Below are 16,562 nucleotides of genomic sequence, written 5' to 3'. Positions count from 1 at the left end.
GGATTACCTGCGGCGGGCCTCGGCGCGACGCTTGCTCTCGAGCAGCGCGTCGGACGGGCCTTCCGCGGCCTTCTCTCCGGAGAAGAACCGCTCGTAGGCGCCGCACAGGTCGGCCACGGTGCGGACGCTGGTGATGGGCACCAGCTCCTGGAAGGGGTCCGCCTTCAGGCGGATCTCCAGCGAGGCCACGAGCTGCGCCAGGTCCAGGGACGACAGCCCCAGGTCCGGGCCCAGCCGGTTCTCGCGGGTGACCTGGGGCACCTTGCCCTCCTCGGCCGCCTTCTCCTCGAGGATGGAGGAGATGTGCTCCACGACAAGCTTCTGCAACTCCTGCGCGTTGGGACCCTGGCTCAGCATGTGATTCCCCCGTCGACAACGATGGTTTGACCGGTGATGAAAGACGCCTGCGGTGACAGCAGGAACTGGACGACCTGCGCCATGTCGTCCGCCGTGCCCAGCCGCCCCAGCGGCGTGCGGCGGATGATGCGCTGCTTGGCCTCCGGCGTGAGGTCCGCGACCATCTCGCTCTCGAAGTAGCCCGGGGCCACGGAGTTCACGCGGATGTGCTTGGGCCCCAGCTCGCGCGCCAGGCTGCGCGTCAGTCCGTCCAGCGCCGCCTTCGTCGCGCTGTACACCGCGACGCCGGAGTGGCCCCGCACGGCGTTGACGGAGGAGACGTTGATGATGCTGCCGGACTGCTGCTGCAGCATGTGCTTGGAGCACGCCTGGATGAGGTAGATGGCGGACTTGAGGTTCAAGTCGATGCCCTGCTCGATCTGCGAGGTGCGCATCGTGGTCAGGATGCCGTCGATGCCCACCCCGGCGTTGTTGACGAGCGCATCCACCCGCCCATAGGTGGACGCGACCTTGTTGACGAACGTCTTCAACGCGGCCGGGTCGGTGGCATCCACCGACTCCCACAGGAAGCGCTGGTGCTCCGGATCCTGCTTGAGCAGGTTGGTGACGAACGGGCTCTCCGAGCGGCTGAAGGTGGCGACGATGAAGCCGCGCTCCAGACAGCTGGTCACCAGTGCCTGGCCCAGCCCCCGGCTTCCGCCGCTGACGATGACGACCTTGGAACGACTCTCTGCGTTTGTGGACACGTTGAACCCCCTCTCAATGCTTGTCAGCCGACCCGGGCCTTCTTGAACCGGTCCCCATGCAGCCGTCCCTCCACCACCTCGACGGCCACCGGAATCTTGTACGCGTCCAGCCGGCTGCGGCAGAACTGGCGCAGCCGCTTGGTGAGGGCGGACACGTCCTCCGGCTCGCGCACGGTGACCTTGGCGACCACGACGTTGCCGGTGATGGGGCTGGGACGCCCGACGACGGTCGCGTCCGTCACGTTGGGCAGCTGCAGGAGGATGCTCTCCACCTCCGCGGGATAGACCTTCTCCCCGCCCACGTTGATGATCTCCGACTTGCGCCCGAGGATGCGCATGTACTCGCCGTCCACCTCCACCGCGTCACCGGTGTTGAACCAGCCCTCGTCGTTGAAGGGCGAGGGCGCGTTGAGGTAGCCGACCATCGCGGACTCGGCGCGGATCCACAGGATGTTGTCGATGACCTTCAGCTCGTAGCCTTCGCCGCCGACCTTCACCCAGAGGGACGCGTCGTCCTTGGACTTCGTCTGGAGGATGCCCAGCTCCGACAGCCCGTAGGTCTGCTTGAGCTTGATGTGCGGAAACACCTCGTGCAGGTGCTTGAGGGTCGCCGCCGGCATGGGCTCCGTGCCGTAGGTGATGACCTCCAGCGACGACAGGTCGTACTGACGATACGCCTCCGACATGAGCAGCATGTTCAGGAAGGTGGGCGTCGTGGGCAGCAGCTGGACCCGGTGCTTCTCGATGGTGGAGCAGACCGACTGCGGCGAGCGCTCCGTCAGCGGGATGATGGTGCCGCCGGACGTGAGCGCGTGCAGCATCGTGTTGATGCCACCAATGTGATCCAGCAGCAGGAAGGTGAGGGTGCGGCTGCCGGCCCGGGCCTTCTTGAACTTGCGGAGCATCTTCTCGAAGTCGAGCAGCGACGCCTTGCTGCGGCCCGTGGACCCGGAGCTGAACAGGATGAGCCCCGGGACGCCCTGCTCCTTGAGCCAGGTGTTGAGCGGGTGCTGCGTCGCGGGTGACAGCTTGGTCACGCCGAGCAGCTCCGTGCCCTGGAACTCGAACAGCGCATCGCACTCGGCGATCTCCAGGAACTCCTTCAGTGTCTTGACCGTGGGGGCCAGCGGCACCGCGATGTTCCGGTTGAGCACCAGCGCGACCAGCAGCGCGCACGTCTCCGGGTTGTAGTCCCCGCGCAGCGCCACGGAGGTGCCCGGCGTCAGGGAATGCTTCTGGAGCTCCGCGAGCCAGCCCTTTACCCGCGTCACAAGCGCGGTATAGGAGACCTCCTGGCCATCCCAGATCAACGCAGGTCGCGAGCCCTGGGACTCCAGACGCTCCAATAGCCACTGCACATCGGTCTTTTCCCCAAGCATTTCTCTCATCCCCTCTAGATAATCCCGATCCCGGGCGCCACGCGGAGACAGACAAGTCCCCGGACGCTCCCTGAATCGTGCTGAGACACTAGAAAACTTTTTGAAAGACAACACGCACGCCTGTTCATGTCATCCGTTCGCTGACGCAGGATGGCGCTCACGGCTCGCGTGTTGCCTGGCTGTCTACAAATGGGTGTGATTCATTTCACAGGGTGTGATTCATTTCACAGGGCGCCAGGAATTGCTTCTGACATCTTGGAAGGTGATTCCAGGCCGGCCATGCCCTACGCCCGATGTCATCCCGTGGAGGACATAAACGGGTGAACGTGCATCCTGACGCGGCTCGTAGCAAAGCATCCCGAGTCGTTGGTTGCAGGACAGATGGGGAAGAAGGGGGAAACGCATGTTTACAGTTGATCCTACGCGCCGGAAGGCGCCCCTGACCGATTTGGTTGACGCCCCGAGCGCCAACGAGGTGCCGGCCCTGGCGGAGCGGCCGGTCCAGGTCACGCCGCTGCCGCTGCACGTCGTGGGTGACAAGTTCGTCTCCTTCGCGGGAGAGAACCCCGGCGTCATCACCGTCTCCAACCTGGAGCGCCTGCTGGCGCAGGACGCGCTGGAGCGGCCGGCCGCGCTCATCGTGGGACAGGGTGTGTCCCTGGAGCGGCTGACCCTCCTGGAGGAGCGGATCCGGCAGAGCCCCGCGCGCGACCGCGTCTCCATCCAGGAGGCCCGCATCCGCGACCGCTGCCCCGGCAAGTACACGCACAAGCACTACGACCGGAACACCATCATCACCAACCCCTTCAAGGACGAGGCGGAGAACCTCTACCGCTCCTACCTGGTCCTGGATGACGACTGCGCGGAGATGGGTGACCACGTCACCGGGCACCACCTCCAGGGCGTGGTGTTCTTCGAGGCGTCGCGCCAGATGCTGCTGGCGGCGACGGAGAAGTTCTGGCTCGAGCAGATCGGCCGGCCCTACTACTTCGTCCTCAACGAATACAACATCACGTACCACACCTTCGGCTTCCCCCTGCCGACCGACATCACGATGAAGGTGGTGGCGGAGCGCGGTGACACGCGCCAGACGGGCGCGGTGTTCCTCGACATCAAGGTCGAGTTCTTCCAGGTCGGGGTGTGCATCACCGAGGTCTTCGTGAAGTACGCCGCCTTCGACAAGGCCCTCTTGAGTGCGCGTGAAGGGCTCTTGTCCCGGCTCGCGCTCGTCAAGCTCGCGCCCGGTCTTTCTCCTCTCAACGAAATCGACGCCTGAACCAGGACTTCCGCCACCATGAGCAAGAACTACATCGTTTTTTCGGACATCGATGAGACGTTGATCCGCTTCAAGAGCATGATCACGTTCATGGATTACTTCCTGTACAAGACGCCGTACGCGTCGCGGCCGGAAGCGGAGCAGAAGCGCAAGGAGTTCCAGGCCATCAACGAGGCCAACACGCCCACCGCGGACCGGGCTGCCCTCAACAAGCGCTTCTACGAGATGTTCGCGGGCATCTCCCAGGCGGAGCTGCAGGCGGCGGCGAAGACCTGGCTCCAGGAGGTCATGGACCGGGGCGACCTGTTCGTGTCGTCGGCGTACTCCGAGCAGAAGGAGCACAAGTCCCGCGGCGCGGAGCTGGTGCTCGTCTCCGGGTCGTTCAAGGACATCCTCGGCCCCATCTGCTCCTACGTCGGCGCGGACCTGCTGCTGTGCTCGGAGCTGGAGGTCAAGGACGGCCTCTACACCGGCACGCTGCTCCAGCAGGTGATTGGCGACGGCAAGTGGGAGGTCATCTCCCGCTACATCGCGGGCAAGGGCATCCAGCTGGATGCGTGCTACGCCTACGGCGACCACGTGTCGGACATCTGCTTCATGGAGAAGGTGGGCAACCCCGTCGTCGTGGGTGACTCGCCGGCCATGCTCAAGGTCGCGCGCGAGCGCAGCTGGCGGGTTCTTTCGGCCCACTGAGGATTGGAATCAAACGCCATGCCTACCCAGAAACACGTCTCCGCCCTCAAGCTGACGACGCAGGGCCCTCCCTATCCTCCCAGTGAGATCATGGACAAGGATGGGAACTTCATCGTCATTGGCAATGTCATCCAGGAAGACCTGACGATGAAGTGGACCGCGGCGGTGGTCGCCGTGGACAGCCCGGTGCCGGAGTTCGGGAAGCTCGCGCCCTACAAGGTGGTGCGCCAGCTCTCCTCGGACGAGCTCGCGACCAGCGAAGAGGTGTTGCACACGGTGTCGCTGCCGCTGGCGTGCAACAACTACAAGCTCGTCTTCGCGCCGGAGCAGATGCCCCACGCGCACAGCGTGGTGCGGCCGTCGCTGCCGCTGCACGAGGCGTACATCCCGGACTACCGCCCCATCGACGGGCGGAAGATCACCTCGCCCATCACGCTGGGGCAGTGGTGCAAGGCCAAGGGGACGATGACCATCGAGGTGGGGGACACCTACGCGGACTTCTCCTTCGTGTTCGAAGGCATGATTCCCCACAGCCTCTACACGGTGATGGGCCTGCGCCGGCATGAGATCCGGCCCCAGGACACCGTGCGTCCGGGCCCCCTGGGCATTCCCAACGTCTTCATCGCGGACGCGGAGGGCAAGGCGACGTACTCCGCCCGCATGCCCAACCCGTTCCCGCCGGGGCCGCAGTCCAACCGCATCATCGACGTCATCGTCCTGTGGATCAGCTCCCAGATGAGCTTCGGCGGGGCCATTGGCCACCACGGGCTCGGCGGGGATGTCCATGCCCAGCTCAAGTCGGGTCCCGCGCCGTTCGAGGGACTCGAGACGAGAGGGTAGGGGGACGCGATGAGCACCGACTCGAACACGAAGTGGCAGGTGGTGACGCCGTTCACCGCCATCCTGCTGGCGCTGGGCTCCATCATCATGGTGCAGCCCATCTTCCAGCAGATCGGCGCCGACTTCGGGATTCCCATCACCGACGTGCGCGTCTCGTTCAGCTACTGCAGCCTCACGTACGCGGTGGCGTTCTTCCTGCTGGGGCCGCTGACCGACCGGGTGAACCTCACGCGCATGGCCATGTTCAGCGCGCTGGGGCTCGCGGGAAGCGTGGCACTGTGTGGCGCGGCGCCCAGCTTCCTGCTCTTCAACGTGGGCATGGGGCTCATGGGCGCCTTCGCCGGCGGCATGGTCAGCCCCATGTTCCCGTACATGGCGCGCATCGCTCCGCCGGGGAAGGCGGGCGCCTACCTGGGCCTGTGCCTCAGCGCGACGGTGACGGGCCTCATCGTCGGCCGCACGGTGCTGGGCATCCTGACCGGCATGTTCGGCTGGCGTGCGGCGATGATGGGCTACAGCGTCCCCGTCATCCTGCTGGCCGCGGCGCTCTTCCGCGCCCGGGCCCTGCCGGCGCTGCCCGGACAGAAGCCGTCGCTGGGGGCGCAGTACGGGCGGTCGCTGAAGCTGCTGACGATGCCGCACATCGTGCGCCGCTACGTGGCGGGCTTCCTGCTGTTCTTCGCCTACCTGGGCGCGCTGACGACGCTGACGTTCTACCTGGTCGCTCCTCCGTTCGGCCTGACGGTGGGACAGATTGGCTGGCTGAGCCTCGCGGGCCTCGGTGGGGCGGTGATTGCCCCCAAGGCTGGCGCACTGGCGCAGGCCTATGGCGCCAGCCGCGTGGTGCGCACCGGCGTGGTGCTGGTGCTCGCCTCGTTCGGCATCATGTTGCTGTTCCAGAACGTCGTCGCGGTGATGCTGGGCGTGCTCGTCCTCTACACGGGCGTGTATGCCTGCCAGCCGGCGGTGTTCTATGACGTCACCACCGCCATCCAGCCGCAGCAGATGGGGGCCGCCTCGTCGCTGTACCTCTTGAGCTGTCTTTCGGGAGGCAGCCTGGGCAGCTACGCGCTCGGGTCGGTGTGGCAGCGCTGGGGCTGGAAGGGCGTCATGGCCGCGGCCGGGGCCGCCACGCTGGGCACGCTGGTGCTGGGCGCGGTGGGCAGCAGCCCCCGCCCGAGCCTGGCTCGGACCGCGACGTGATGCGCAGGCAGGGCGTGGAAGAGCATTCCGTGGAGAGGGAACACAATGACTGACGTCCGCAGCACGGTGTCACTGGGGAAGCTGGGCAGCACGAGCCTGCCGCGCGTGGGCTTGGGTTGCATGGGCATGAGCGAGTTCTACGGCCCGTCGGACGACACCGAGAACCTTCGCATCCTGGCCCTGGCGAACGAGCTGGGCTACCGGCACTTCGACACCTCCGACATGTATGGCGGCGGTACCAACGAGGAGCTGCTGGGGCGCTTCATCAAGACGGTGCCGCGCGAGCGCGTCTTCCTGGCCACCAAGTTCGGCATCGTGCGCGACGCGGCGGGCGGCCTGGCGCGCAGCGTGGACAACAGCCCCGAGTACGTCCGCGCGGCCTGCGAGCGCAGCCTCAAGCGGCTGGGCGTGGACCACCTGGACCTGTACTACGTGCACCGCAAGGACCCGTCCGTGCCCATCGAGGACACGGTGGGGGCCATGGCGGAGCTGGTGAAGGCCGGCAAGGTGCGCCACCTGGGGCTGTCCGAGGTCAGCGTGGACACGCTGCGCCGGGCGCACAAGGTGCACCCCATCGCCGCGCTGGAGACCGAGTACTCGCTGCTGTCGCGGGACCCGGAGGCGGAGCTGCTGCCCACGTGCAAGGAGCTGGGCGTGGCGTTCGTGGCCTACAGCCCGCTGAGCCGGGGGCTGCTCACCACGTCCCTCAACGCCTCGGACGTGAAGCAGAGCGGGGACGTGCGGCAGTTCATGCCGCGCTTCGCCGGGGAGAACTTCCAGCGCAACGTGGCGCTGCTGGAGAAGCTCAAGGAGATCGCCGCCGAGCGGCAGTGCACCCCGTCCCAGCTCGCCCTCGCCTGGGTGCTGTCGCGCGGAGAGCACATCCACATCATCCCCGGCACGCGCCGGGAGAAGTACCTGCGGGAGAACTTCTCGGCGGGAGCGCTGGCGCTCAGCGCCGCCGAAGTCGAACGCATCACCACGGCCATCGACGCGACCCAGGTGGCGGGGACGCGCTATCCGGAAGCCGCCATGAAGGGCATTGGCCGCTAGGCCAGGAAGAGGACTACGCGATGTCTGACGAACGAGTGGAGATGACCGCCTTCATCACGGCGAAGCCCGGCAAGGAAGTGGAGATCAAGGCCGCGCTCAACAAGCTGGTGACGGAGACCGTCAAGGAGCCGGGCTGTGTGTTGTTCCGCATCCTGGAGGACCTGGAGAACCCGGGCCGGTTCGTGCTCTGGGAGATCTTCCAGAACCGGGATGCGCTGCGCGTCCACATGGAGCTGGAACACACCCGGAACTACTTCTCCCTGGGGCTGACGGCGGGCACCCAGGTCATGAAGCTCAAGACGGTCTGAGCCCCTTCAAGGCTCCCAGCGAGACGCCGCCGCCATGAACATGCATCGTGCAGTGAGAGTCCTTTCCACCCGGGTGGCGCTCGCAGTGCTGGGGCTTCCCCTGGGAGCCATGGCGGCGCCCGAGCCGGAGGCAACGCCTGCCGTCGCGCAGGACGTGGCGCCGGCCCCGCCCGCGCCACCGCCCCTGGTGTTCCGCCTCCAGGCGCGGCTGGACTCCCGCGTCCTCGTGGGGCGGCAGGCCCGGCTGGATGACTACACCCTGGACTCCATCCTCGTGGTCCCCGGGGTGGGCGGGCAGCTCACGCCCTGGTTCTCGTATGGGTTCAGCGCGGTGGCCTACGCGCAGAGCTTCGAGAACGCGCAGCCCCGGATCCTGGACACCGTGGGCATGTTCAAGCTGGCGGAGCCGTTCCAGATCTGGGCGGGCCGCTTCGTGGTGCCGTTCGATCGCTTCAACTTGAGCGGCCCGTTCCGCAACCTCATCTGGAGCTATCCCGGCATCTACGACGGGGTGCGCCGCATCGGTGGGGAGAACGGCCCCTTCGGGCGCGACACCGGCCTCTCCATCTGGGGCTCCGTGGGCCAGGGTTTCTTCAAGTACCACCTGATGGCGCACCAGCTGGAGCTGGGCCAGGCGGCGCCCCGGCTGACGGGCCGCGTGAGCTTCAGCTTCCTGGACCGGGAGCCCGGCTACTTCGTCTCCACGTCGTACCTGGGGGAGAAGGACGTGGTGTCGGTGGGCGTGGCCATGCAGTACCAGCACGACGGCCGCACCTGGACGCCCGTGGCGGGCGCGGGGGCCTCCAGCGTGCTTCCCCTCGCGGTGGACGCGGCGCAGGTGCAGCCCCTGCCCACGCGGGTGGACAACCTCTGGGCGGTGACGGCGGACCTGTTCGCGGAGAAGCGGCTCGGGCCCGGCCTGGGCACGGCCACCTTCGACGTGGGCTACTACGAGTACGACGAGCACCGCTCGTACCGGCGCGCGTATGCCATCACGGCCGCGTACCTGCCGCACCTCCAGCTGGGCCCGGGGCGGACGCAGGTGGGCATCCGCTGGGAGCAGGCCTACGCCAGCCCCCTGCAGCCGCAGCTGTCCAACCTCAAGGCGGCGGACCTGTCGGTGTCCTACCACCTGAGTGGCTACAACCTGCGCCTGGGGCTCGACGCCGCCCGGCAGTGGCTGGGCTCCCGCGTGGCGAACAACGTCGCCATGGGGCTCCAGTACTCGCCTCCCTGAGCGCTCCGTGGCCCCGCGCGGGGGGCCTTCAGCCCTCCGCCATCGGGCGGGGGCGCTCGGCCTGTTCGGGCATGGCGTCCATGCGGTAGCGCCCGGGCGACACGCGCAGGTGGCGCTGGAAGGCCTTGCCGAAGCCGGTGGTGGAGTCGTAGCCGACGCGCGTGGCGACCTCGTCCACGGACTCGCGGGTCGTCTTCAAGATCTTCGCTGCCAGGCTCATCCGCCAGCGCGTGAGGTACTTGAGGGGGGGCTCTCCCACCAGCTCGCCGAAGCGCCGGGCGAAGGCCGCGCGAGACAGGGCGACGCGCGCGGCCAGGCTCTCCACCGTCCACGGCTGCTCCGGGCTCTCGTGGATGAGGGACAGGGCGCGGCCAATCTGCGGGTCGCGCAGCGCGCCGAACCAGCCCCCCGCGCCCACGGGCTGGCTGTCCAGCCAGGCGCGGACGATGAAGACGAACAGGCTGTCCACGAGCCGGGGGATGATGATCTCCGAGCCCGGCAGCTTGCGGCCGGACTCGTGGGACAGCAGCCGCACCAGGGCCTGGAACTGGCCGCTGTCGTCGGACGAGTCCACGTGGAGGCGGATGAGCTGGGGCAGGAGCGCCAGCAGCGGGTGCTGGCCGTCCTGTTCGAACTCATAGGCCGCGCACAGCAGCGAGGTGCAGTCCGCGGTCGAGGAGGGCGGCTCGGCCGCGAGCCGGTCCTTCATCCGCGTCAGCGCCTCCTCCCAGGGCTCCACGGGGCCGTGGGGGGAGTCGGTGAGGAAGTGGCGGACGCCGGAGCCCACGAGGGCCAGGTCTCCCGGCACCAGCCGCATGGGCTCACCGCCTTCCAGGTGCAGCCAGCAGACGCCGCGCTGCACGAGGTGGACGGCCGTCTTGGTGTGGGCGTTGATGTCCAGCCCCCACGGCGCCAGCAGCTCCGACTGGCAGAGCATCGTGTTTCCCAACTGGGTCACACCCAACACGTTCGCCAGGACGTCCATGCGCACCCCTCCTCGGGCTTCAGGCCTCGACGGGTCAATCATAACGCCATCCTCCCAGGCATCCACTGGCGTGAGACGTTTGGACTGAAAATCGAGCGTTTCGCTCATTGTTCGTGGCGTTCGTTGTCCCTTATCTAGACGACAGTCGAGCCCACCCCCCAGCGGGACCTCTCGCCCACGCGCGACTCGACCGGGACAGCGGTTGTTCCCGGGTGCGCGTCCCACTCACTCCTCAGGAGCCATACCCATGAAGGCACGTCTTTCGCTGACCGCCCTCGTTTTCGCCCTCACCCTGTCCACCCAGGCCGCCGCGGAGGGCACCAAGCCCGCGGCCGCCACCACCAAGAGCAAGACCATGACCGCTGCTGCCACGACCACCACCAAGAGCTCCGCCGAGGTCCTGAAGAGCTTCTTCGACGCGTTCGGCAAGGGCGATGCCGACGGCGTCATCAACACCTTCCACCCGGACGCGGCCATCACCGCGGTGCGCAAGGCGTCTGACCGCAAGGGTGAGCAGCTGCACGGCTCCTACACCGGCAAGGCCGGCGCCAAGGAGTTCGTCACGAACATGGGCAAGGCTTTCGACACGAAGGCCTTCTCGGTGGAGCACCTGATCGGCGAGGGCGACGTGGCGTACGCCAGCGGCTCCTTCGTGCACAACATCCGCTCGACGGGCAAGCCGTACGCCAGCGACTGGGCGCTGAAGATCATCGTCAAGGAAGGCAAGATCCTCGAGTACCACTTCTACGAGGACTCTGCCGGCTTCATCGACGCGAGCAAGAAGTAAGCAATTGCTCCAACATCGCGTCCCAGGAGGGCTTGTCCTCCTGGGATGCGGTGGCCTCATCCAACGGTTGTCCTTGAGAGCCCCCGCTACATCCCCAGCCGGTGGGTGAGCTCCGGCGGCACCGGGTAGACCGCCTCCTTCGGCAGCAGGCGCGTGGCCTGATCCGCGCGGCCGTCGTCCAGGTGTTTGCGCAGCTTCCGCACGAGCGGCGTCAGGTCCGTGATGGAGACGGTCCATTCCTCCACGAAGCGCTGGATGATGGCGCGGCTCAGTCCCACCTGGATGCTGTCGTGGGGCAGGCCGGCGCCTCTCAGCGTGCGCTCTGGATCCCACTGGACGATGACGGGCGCGGCGTCGAACGCCTGGCGCCACGCGTCCTTCGAGCCGTGGACCCTGGGCTCGTAGCTGGTGAGGACGGCGCTGGCCAGGGCCTCTTCCCAGCCTGTGCGTTTGATGCGCACCGCGAGCGTGCGCTCCTGGCCGCTCTTGCGGCCCCAGTTGGAGCGCTCCATCAGCCACAGGAAGCTGGGTTTGATCCACGTCATCCGGCCCAGGGAGAACGGCGGGCCGAACTTCTGCTGCGCCACCGCCACGTCCGCGATGGCGTCCGGATAGGCCTGGTACACCACGATGGACGCGCTGTCGAAGTCGGCGCGGACCTCTCTCGCGGCGCTCACGGCCGGGCTTTGGGTTTCGGCAGCTTCGTGCGGCCCATCTTCAGGAGCAGCTGGAAGTGCTCCGTGGGGGTGGGCGTCACGCTCAGGCGGCTGCGGGTGAGCAGCGGGAAGTCCTTGAGCGCGGGCGTGGCCTTGATGGTGGCCAGCGTCACCGGGGCGGTGAAGGCCACGACGGGCCCCACGTCCACGCAGGCCCAGTCCTCACCGGGCGCGGTGGGATCCGGCCCCGGCTTCGTGAGCACGCACGCGACGCCCACGACGGCCTTGTCCTCGTTGGAGTGGTAGTAGAGGCACAGGTCCCCGGGCGTCATGGCCCGCAGGTTGTTGCGCGCCTCGAAGTTGCGCACGCCCGTCCACTGCGTCCTTCCGTCCGCCGCGAGCTGCGCGTACGCGTAGACGGAGGGCTCGCTCTTGATCAACCAGTACCGCGGAGTCGCCATGACGGCGCACCCTACGCAGGGCGGGGTGGGCGAGGCCAGCGACGAGTGGTCAGGGGCGCTGGCGCTGGAAGAGCTCGAGCAGCTGCCCGTTGTCCATCGCCGTGACCTCACGCCGGGTGGGATCCTCCTCTGTGTAGCCCACCCGGAGTGCCGCGTCGTTGATCCCGGGATGGAGCTTCCTCACCGCGGCCCAGGTGCTGCGGTCGTCCTGGGCCAGGGAGCAGGGCAGGGGCGTCAGCAGGCCGGCCGTCCGGCCCGGCTCCAGTGCGTCCGGCATCTCCTGGAAGGACAGCCAGGTGTCCCGGGGGATGTCCACGGGGACCGTCGGGTCGATGAAGCGGGCCTCCACGGGGAGCGTCCGCACGTCGACGCCTCCCATCAATGTCGGAGTGGAGCGCGTGGGCCGGCCGTAGGTCAGGGTCGACATGTCGATCTGCACGGCGCACAGGTCCGGATGAACGGACAACAGGAGGTTGTCGCCCGCGCGGATGTCGATGATGAAGCGCTGTGATTCGTTCATCGCCGCGTCCCTGAGCGCCACGACGTGGCGCCCGCTCGACACCGGAAAAGCGAGGTGCTGGCTGACGTGCAGGGTCGGCACCGCCCGCGCCTGATCCACCCACAGCCAGACATCCTGCTCGGGGTTGGAGCTGACGGCCACGACGTGGAGCTGGCCCCCGTCGTCGCGGTGGATGACCATGGCGACCCCGAGCGCCAGCATCGGTCCCGCCGCGAGGAGCACCAGGGCGGCCTTCCACTTCCCCAGTGCGGCGAGCCCCTGCGTCGGAGGCGGCAGTTCGGCCGGGTCCTGCTGGAAGGCGCCCAGGAGGGTGTCGTTGGCGGACTCCGTGGGCCCCCTGGGCGTTGGAGTGGAGTCCTCGTGCTTCGCCCGCTCCTCCGACGAGGAGACGAGCCAGGAGATGAAGATGCCGAGCGCCAGGAGTCCCAGCACCAGGGGCCAATTGCCTTGGTGGATGAGTTTGAGCAGTTTGAACACGGGTCCCCCCTGGGTGACGTCCTCCACCACCCAGAGAGCGTTATAGTCACGTCGGGAATTGGGACGTCAACCCGGCGTGAGCTTCCACAGGCGGCCGTTCGAGTCGTCCGTGAGCACGTAGAGCGCACCGTCGGGGCCCTGGACCACCTCGCGGATCCGCTCGCCGCGCTCCGTGAGCAGGCGCTCCTCGCCCACCACGCGGTCGTCCTTCACCACGAGCCGCACGAGCGCCTGACTGGACAGGCCACCGATGAAGAAGTTCCCCTTCCACTCCGGGAACAGCGCTCCCGAGTAGATGGTGAGCCCCGAGGGTGAAATCACCGGGTCCCAATAATAGACAGGCTGCTCCATGCCGGCGGCCTGCGTCGTCTTGTGAATGGGTTCGCCGGAATACTCCTCGCCATAGCCAATCGTGGGCCAGCCGTAGTCCTTGCCGGCCTCGGGACGGTTGAGCTCATCGCCGCCGCGCGGTCCCATCTCCACGGTCCAGAGCCGCTGCCGCGAATCCAGCGCCGCGGAGAGGACGTTGCGGTGGCCGGAGGACCAGATCTCCGGCCGCGCGTCCTTGCGGCCCACGAAGGGATTGTCCTGGGGGATGGAGCCATCCGGGTTGATGCGGACGATCTTCCCGAAGTCGCTCTTGAGGTCCTGCGCCTGGACGCGGCCCGGGAGGATGGAACGCTCGCCCAGCGTGACGAAGAGCTTGCCGTCCGGCGTGAAGACGAGCCGCCCGCCCGCGTGAAGCGTCGACTCGAGCGTGGGCTGCATGCGGAAGATGATCTGGAGGCCTTCGAGGCGCGGCTTGGGGCCGTCCACCAGCCGCGCCCGCGCCACCGCGAGCCCGTTGCCGCCTTCACGCGGCTCGTAATAGGTCCAGTAGATGAGCCCGCTCTTCGCGTAGTCAGGCCCGACTTCGACGTCGAGCAGCCCGCCCTGTCCCCGACCATCGACCTTGGGGACGCCCGCCACCGGGGGCGACTTCTTCCCCGCGGCGGTGACGATGAGGAGCGAGCCCGTGGGCTTCTCCGTGACGAGGAAGCGGCCATCCGGCAGGAAGGCAATGGCCCAGGGCTTGTTGAGTCCCGCGGCAAGCTCCGTCACCACGAGGGGCGTGCGCGTCTTCACCGCGGGCGCGCGCGTCTGTCCCGGAAACGCGGGCTTGAACTCCGGGACGTTGGGCGGCGCCGTCTCCACGGGGGCGCCCGGAGGGATGTCACCCTGTCGCGGCACGGACTGCTGACTGTCGCCAGCGCGGCCCGGGGCCAGGTTGCCTTCCTGGCCCGCCTTCGGTCGGGCCGTCTGTCCATTCGCTTCGGGGGCGGTGCTCAGCAGGAGGGCGGCGAAGGCCGCGGTCGCGAGTCCAGTGCGCATGGCGTGCAACTCTCCGTTGAAATGGTCCGAGCGTCACCCGAGATTCGTCTTGCTGAACACCCGCAGCGCTTCCGCCACGCTCCACGCCTGGGCGAAGCAGCCGCGCGGCCGGTAGGGCTCCGTCGCGTCGAAGATCTCCGAGATCTGCCCGATGCCCGCATGCGACAGGTGGTCCTCCATGCCCGCCAGCAGCGCGCGCGCCGCCTTCAGGTCCGGCGTCACCTTCAGCGTCGCGTCCACGTAGTGCCCGATGAGCCAGCCCCACACCGTGCCCTGGTGATAGGCCGCGTCGCGCGTCCTGAGGTCGCCGTCGTACTTCGGTTTGTAGTCCTTGCTCCCGGGCGCAAGGCTCCGCAGCCCCACGGGCGTCACCAGCTCTCGCCGCACCACGTCCAGCACCTGCGCCCACCGCTCGCGCTTCAGCACCGGGTGCCGCAGGGAGATGGCGAACACCTGGTTGGGCCGCACATGCGGGTCCTCGCGGCCGTCCTCTCCGTCCACCACGTCGAAGAGACACCCGCGCGCTTCATTCCAGAAGCGCTGGTTGAAGCTGGCCTGAGCGCGCTCGGCGGCGGCCTGGTAGGGGCCCGCGTCCTGGCCCAGCCGATGCGCCCAGCCCGCCATCAGGCGCAGGGCGTTGAACCACAGCGCGTTGATCTCCACCGCCTTGCCCCGGCGTGGCGTCACCACCCAGCCGTCCACCTTCGCGTCCATCCAGGTGAGCTGGTAGCCCTCCTGGCCCTGGCGCAAGAGCCCGTCCGCCGGGTCCACCCCGATGTTGAAGCGCGTGCCCTTCTGGTGGTGCGCCACGATGTCGCTCAGCGTGGGGAACAGGTCGCGCAGGAGCGACTCGTCCCCGGTCGCCTCCAGGTAGCGGTCCACCGCGTGGAAGAACCAGAGCGTCGCATCCGCCGTGTGGTAGACGCCCTCGTTCTCCCCGTCCGGGAAGTAGTTGGGGATGAGCCCGTCGCGAACGTAGTGCTCGAACGTGCGCAGGATGGCCGCAGCCTCGCGGTGGCGCCCCGTGGCCAGCGTCAGCCCGTCCAGGCTGATCATCGTGTCCCGGCCCCAGTCGGTGAACCACGGGTAGCCCGCGATGACGCTTCGCGCGTCCAGTCCCATCGACCGGGCCCAGGCCGCGTCCGCCGGGCGGGGCGGATCGATGATGAATTGATCCGCCGCCAGCACCAGCCGCGCCGGCACGCCCGTGCGCGCGGACTCCGGGGCGCGCTCCAGGAGCCGCTGCTGCCGCGTCAGCTCGCGCTCGAACACCACGGCCGGCTCCCGCTCCAGGTGCGCCGCGCTCTCCGTGGTGAGTCCAAAGCCCAGCGTGCCGCCCGGCTTCAGCGTGGCGGTGAAATAGCCCGGCGAGTGCTGCACCTCCGTGAAGTCATATCCGCGTGCCTTCTCCACGCGCAGGTGCTGCGGCCGGGACGTCTCCCCCAGGCTCACGAAGGGCGTGGGCCCGTCCGAATACAGCCGCAGCCGCATCCGCGGACCGTCCTCCCCGTTGCGCAGCTCCACCCGCGGGCCGCGCAGCGTGACGATGGCCTCCGGAACGCTCGCGAGCAGTGGCCCGTCGTGGGGGCGCAGCACCGGGAAGGGGCGCAGGTGCAGGGTGACCTCCGGGCCGGACAGGTGCTCCCACTGGAGGAACACCGTGTCCTCGCCGTGCACCATCACGAAGCGCCGCCGCAGCCGGGCCTTGCCCAGCGCGAAATCCCAGACGGGGATGAGCCCCTCCAGGTGGAAGTGCCGCAGGTGGCGGGCGCCGTCCTCCACGGCCGTGCCGTCCGCGTGCTCCTCGGACGACAGCCGGTAGCGCTGCCCCTCCACGAGGGCCACCTCCTCCAGCCGCGCCATCAACACCGTGCGGCCCAGCTTCTCCAGCGTGGGGATGAACAGGCCGTGGTAGCGGCGCGTGTTGCAGCCCACCACCGTGCCGGAGGCGTAGCCCCCGCGGCCGTTGGTCATCAGCCACTCGTGGTACACGCCGACGCCGAAGTCAGCGCCGTCCTTCCAGTCGAATGACAGGCGGGGCAGGGCAGGGGCATTCACGCCTTCGTCTCCTCCTCGCCCGTCAACACGAGCGCGGTCTGTCCGGGCAGTGGCCGCCGTCCCTCATCCGGAACCGTCGGCGTGCCCATCCCGCCTTGGCGGGCCCGTCACTGGACACCACGGTATGGGAGAGGGTGCTCACGGAAGCCCCCGCC

The 16,562-nt window shown here is 68.1% G+C and carries 17 protein-coding genes; 8 read left to right on the top strand and 9 right to left on the bottom strand.

What is annotated here, in order from left to right; all coding sequences use genetic code 11:
* Window positions 1-3: 3 nt before the first annotated feature.
* The 3 genes from D7V93_RS02145 to D7V93_RS02135 are packed head-to-tail and all read right to left on the bottom strand — an operon-like array spanning window position 4 to window position 2,482.
* The gene (locus D7V93_RS02145) at window positions 4-357 is read right to left on the bottom strand and encodes an acyl carrier protein (protein ID WP_120641751.1); all 354 of its coding nucleotides are present in this window, start codon (window positions 355-357) and stop codon (window positions 4-6) included.
* Window positions 351-1,103 carry an SDR family NAD(P)-dependent oxidoreductase gene (locus D7V93_RS02140; RefSeq protein WP_120641750.1) on the bottom strand — a complete coding sequence of 251 codons (753 nt, stop codon included), beginning with the start codon at window positions 1,101-1,103 and terminating at the stop codon, window positions 351-353. Before D7V93_RS02140 ends, D7V93_RS02145 begins: the two co-directional genes overlap by 7 nt.
* Before the next feature lie 23 nt (window positions 1,104-1,126).
* A complete protein-coding gene (locus D7V93_RS02135) occupies window positions 1,127-2,482 on the bottom strand; it encodes a class I adenylate-forming enzyme family protein (RefSeq protein WP_120641749.1) in 1,356 nt (451 codons plus the stop codon).
* A 448-nt stretch (window positions 2,483-2,930) separates the two neighbouring features.
* On the opposite strand from D7V93_RS02135, the gene D7V93_RS02130 reads away from it, so the two are divergent.
* The 7 genes from D7V93_RS02130 to D7V93_RS02100 are packed head-to-tail and all read left to right on the top strand — an operon-like array spanning window position 2,931 to window position 9,092.
* Window positions 2,931-3,758 (top strand): AfsA-related hotdog domain-containing protein, encoded by an 828-nt coding sequence (locus tag D7V93_RS02130; protein WP_158623623.1) that lies wholly within the window; start codon window positions 2,931-2,933, stop codon window positions 3,756-3,758.
* An 18-nt stretch (window positions 3,759-3,776) separates the two neighbouring features.
* Window positions 3,777-4,451: an HAD family hydrolase gene (locus D7V93_RS02125; protein ID WP_120641747.1), complete on the top strand. Its 675-nt coding sequence runs from the start codon at window positions 3,777-3,779 to the stop codon at window positions 4,449-4,451.
* Between the two features lie 18 nt (window positions 4,452-4,469).
* Window positions 4,470-5,291, top strand: a complete 822-nt coding sequence (locus D7V93_RS02120) for a hypothetical protein (protein WP_120641746.1) — start codon at window positions 4,470-4,472, stop codon at window positions 5,289-5,291.
* A gap of 9 nt (window positions 5,292-5,300) precedes the next feature.
* Window positions 5,301-6,494 carry an MFS transporter gene (locus tag D7V93_RS02115; RefSeq protein ID WP_120641745.1) on the top strand — a complete coding sequence of 398 codons (1,194 nt, stop codon included), beginning with the start codon at window positions 5,301-5,303 and terminating at the stop codon, window positions 6,492-6,494.
* 45 nt (window positions 6,495-6,539) lie between these two features.
* Window positions 6,540-7,547 (top strand): aldo/keto reductase, encoded by a 1,008-nt coding sequence (locus tag D7V93_RS02110; RefSeq protein WP_120641744.1) that lies wholly within the window; start codon window positions 6,540-6,542, stop codon window positions 7,545-7,547.
* A gap of 20 nt (window positions 7,548-7,567) precedes the next feature.
* Window positions 7,568-7,855, top strand: coding sequence for a putative quinol monooxygenase (locus D7V93_RS02105; protein ID WP_120641743.1), 288 nt, complete (start codon window positions 7,568-7,570; stop codon window positions 7,853-7,855).
* Window positions 7,856-7,907: 52 nt separating this feature from the next.
* A complete protein-coding gene (locus D7V93_RS02100) occupies window positions 7,908-9,092 on the top strand; it encodes a hypothetical protein (RefSeq protein ID WP_147451010.1) in 1,185 nt (394 codons plus the stop codon).
* Window positions 9,093-9,120: 28 nt separating this feature from the next.
* Here the strand turns inward: D7V93_RS02100 and D7V93_RS02095 are convergent, their stop codons facing one another.
* On the bottom strand, window positions 9,121-10,077 hold the full coding sequence (locus D7V93_RS02095) for an AraC family transcriptional regulator (protein WP_158623622.1): 957 nt from the start codon (window positions 10,075-10,077) through the stop codon (window positions 9,121-9,123).
* A 247-nt stretch (window positions 10,078-10,324) separates the two neighbouring features.
* On the opposite strand from D7V93_RS02095, the gene D7V93_RS02090 reads away from it, so the two are divergent.
* The gene (locus D7V93_RS02090; RefSeq protein ID WP_120641740.1) at window positions 10,325-10,864 is read left to right on the top strand and encodes a nuclear transport factor 2 family protein; all 540 of its coding nucleotides are present in this window, start codon (window positions 10,325-10,327) and stop codon (window positions 10,862-10,864) included.
* 86 nt (window positions 10,865-10,950) lie between these two features.
* Here the strand turns inward: D7V93_RS02090 and D7V93_RS02085 are convergent, their stop codons facing one another.
* From D7V93_RS02085 to D7V93_RS02065, 5 genes are all read right to left on the bottom strand, one after another.
* The gene (locus D7V93_RS02085; RefSeq protein ID WP_120641739.1) at window positions 10,951-11,541 is read right to left on the bottom strand and encodes a DUF4291 domain-containing protein; all 591 of its coding nucleotides are present in this window, start codon (window positions 11,539-11,541) and stop codon (window positions 10,951-10,953) included.
* Entirely contained in the window at window positions 11,538-11,981 is a 444-nt protein-coding gene (locus D7V93_RS02080) for an EVE domain-containing protein (protein ID WP_120641738.1), read from the bottom strand. Before D7V93_RS02080 ends, D7V93_RS02085 begins: the two co-directional genes overlap by 4 nt.
* 49 nt (window positions 11,982-12,030) lie before the next feature.
* A complete protein-coding gene (locus tag D7V93_RS02075) occupies window positions 12,031-12,978 on the bottom strand; it encodes a hypothetical protein (protein WP_147451009.1) in 948 nt (315 codons plus the stop codon).
* Window positions 12,979-13,044: 66 nt separating this feature from the next.
* Window positions 13,045-14,349 (bottom strand): PQQ-dependent sugar dehydrogenase, encoded by a 1,305-nt coding sequence (locus D7V93_RS02070; RefSeq protein ID WP_120641736.1) that lies wholly within the window; start codon window positions 14,347-14,349, stop codon window positions 13,045-13,047.
* Between the two features lie 33 nt (window positions 14,350-14,382).
* Entirely contained in the window at window positions 14,383-16,407 is a 2,025-nt protein-coding gene (locus D7V93_RS02065; protein WP_120641735.1) for an amylo-alpha-1,6-glucosidase, read from the bottom strand.
* Window positions 16,408-16,562: the final 155 nt, after the last annotated feature.

It is taken from the genome of Corallococcus llansteffanensis, assembly GCF_003612055.1.
In the GTDB taxonomy this organism is placed as follows: Bacteria; Myxococcota; Myxococcia; order Myxococcales; family Myxococcaceae; genus Corallococcus; species Corallococcus llansteffanensis.
This window is presented reverse-complemented; position numbering and strand designations above follow the sequence as displayed.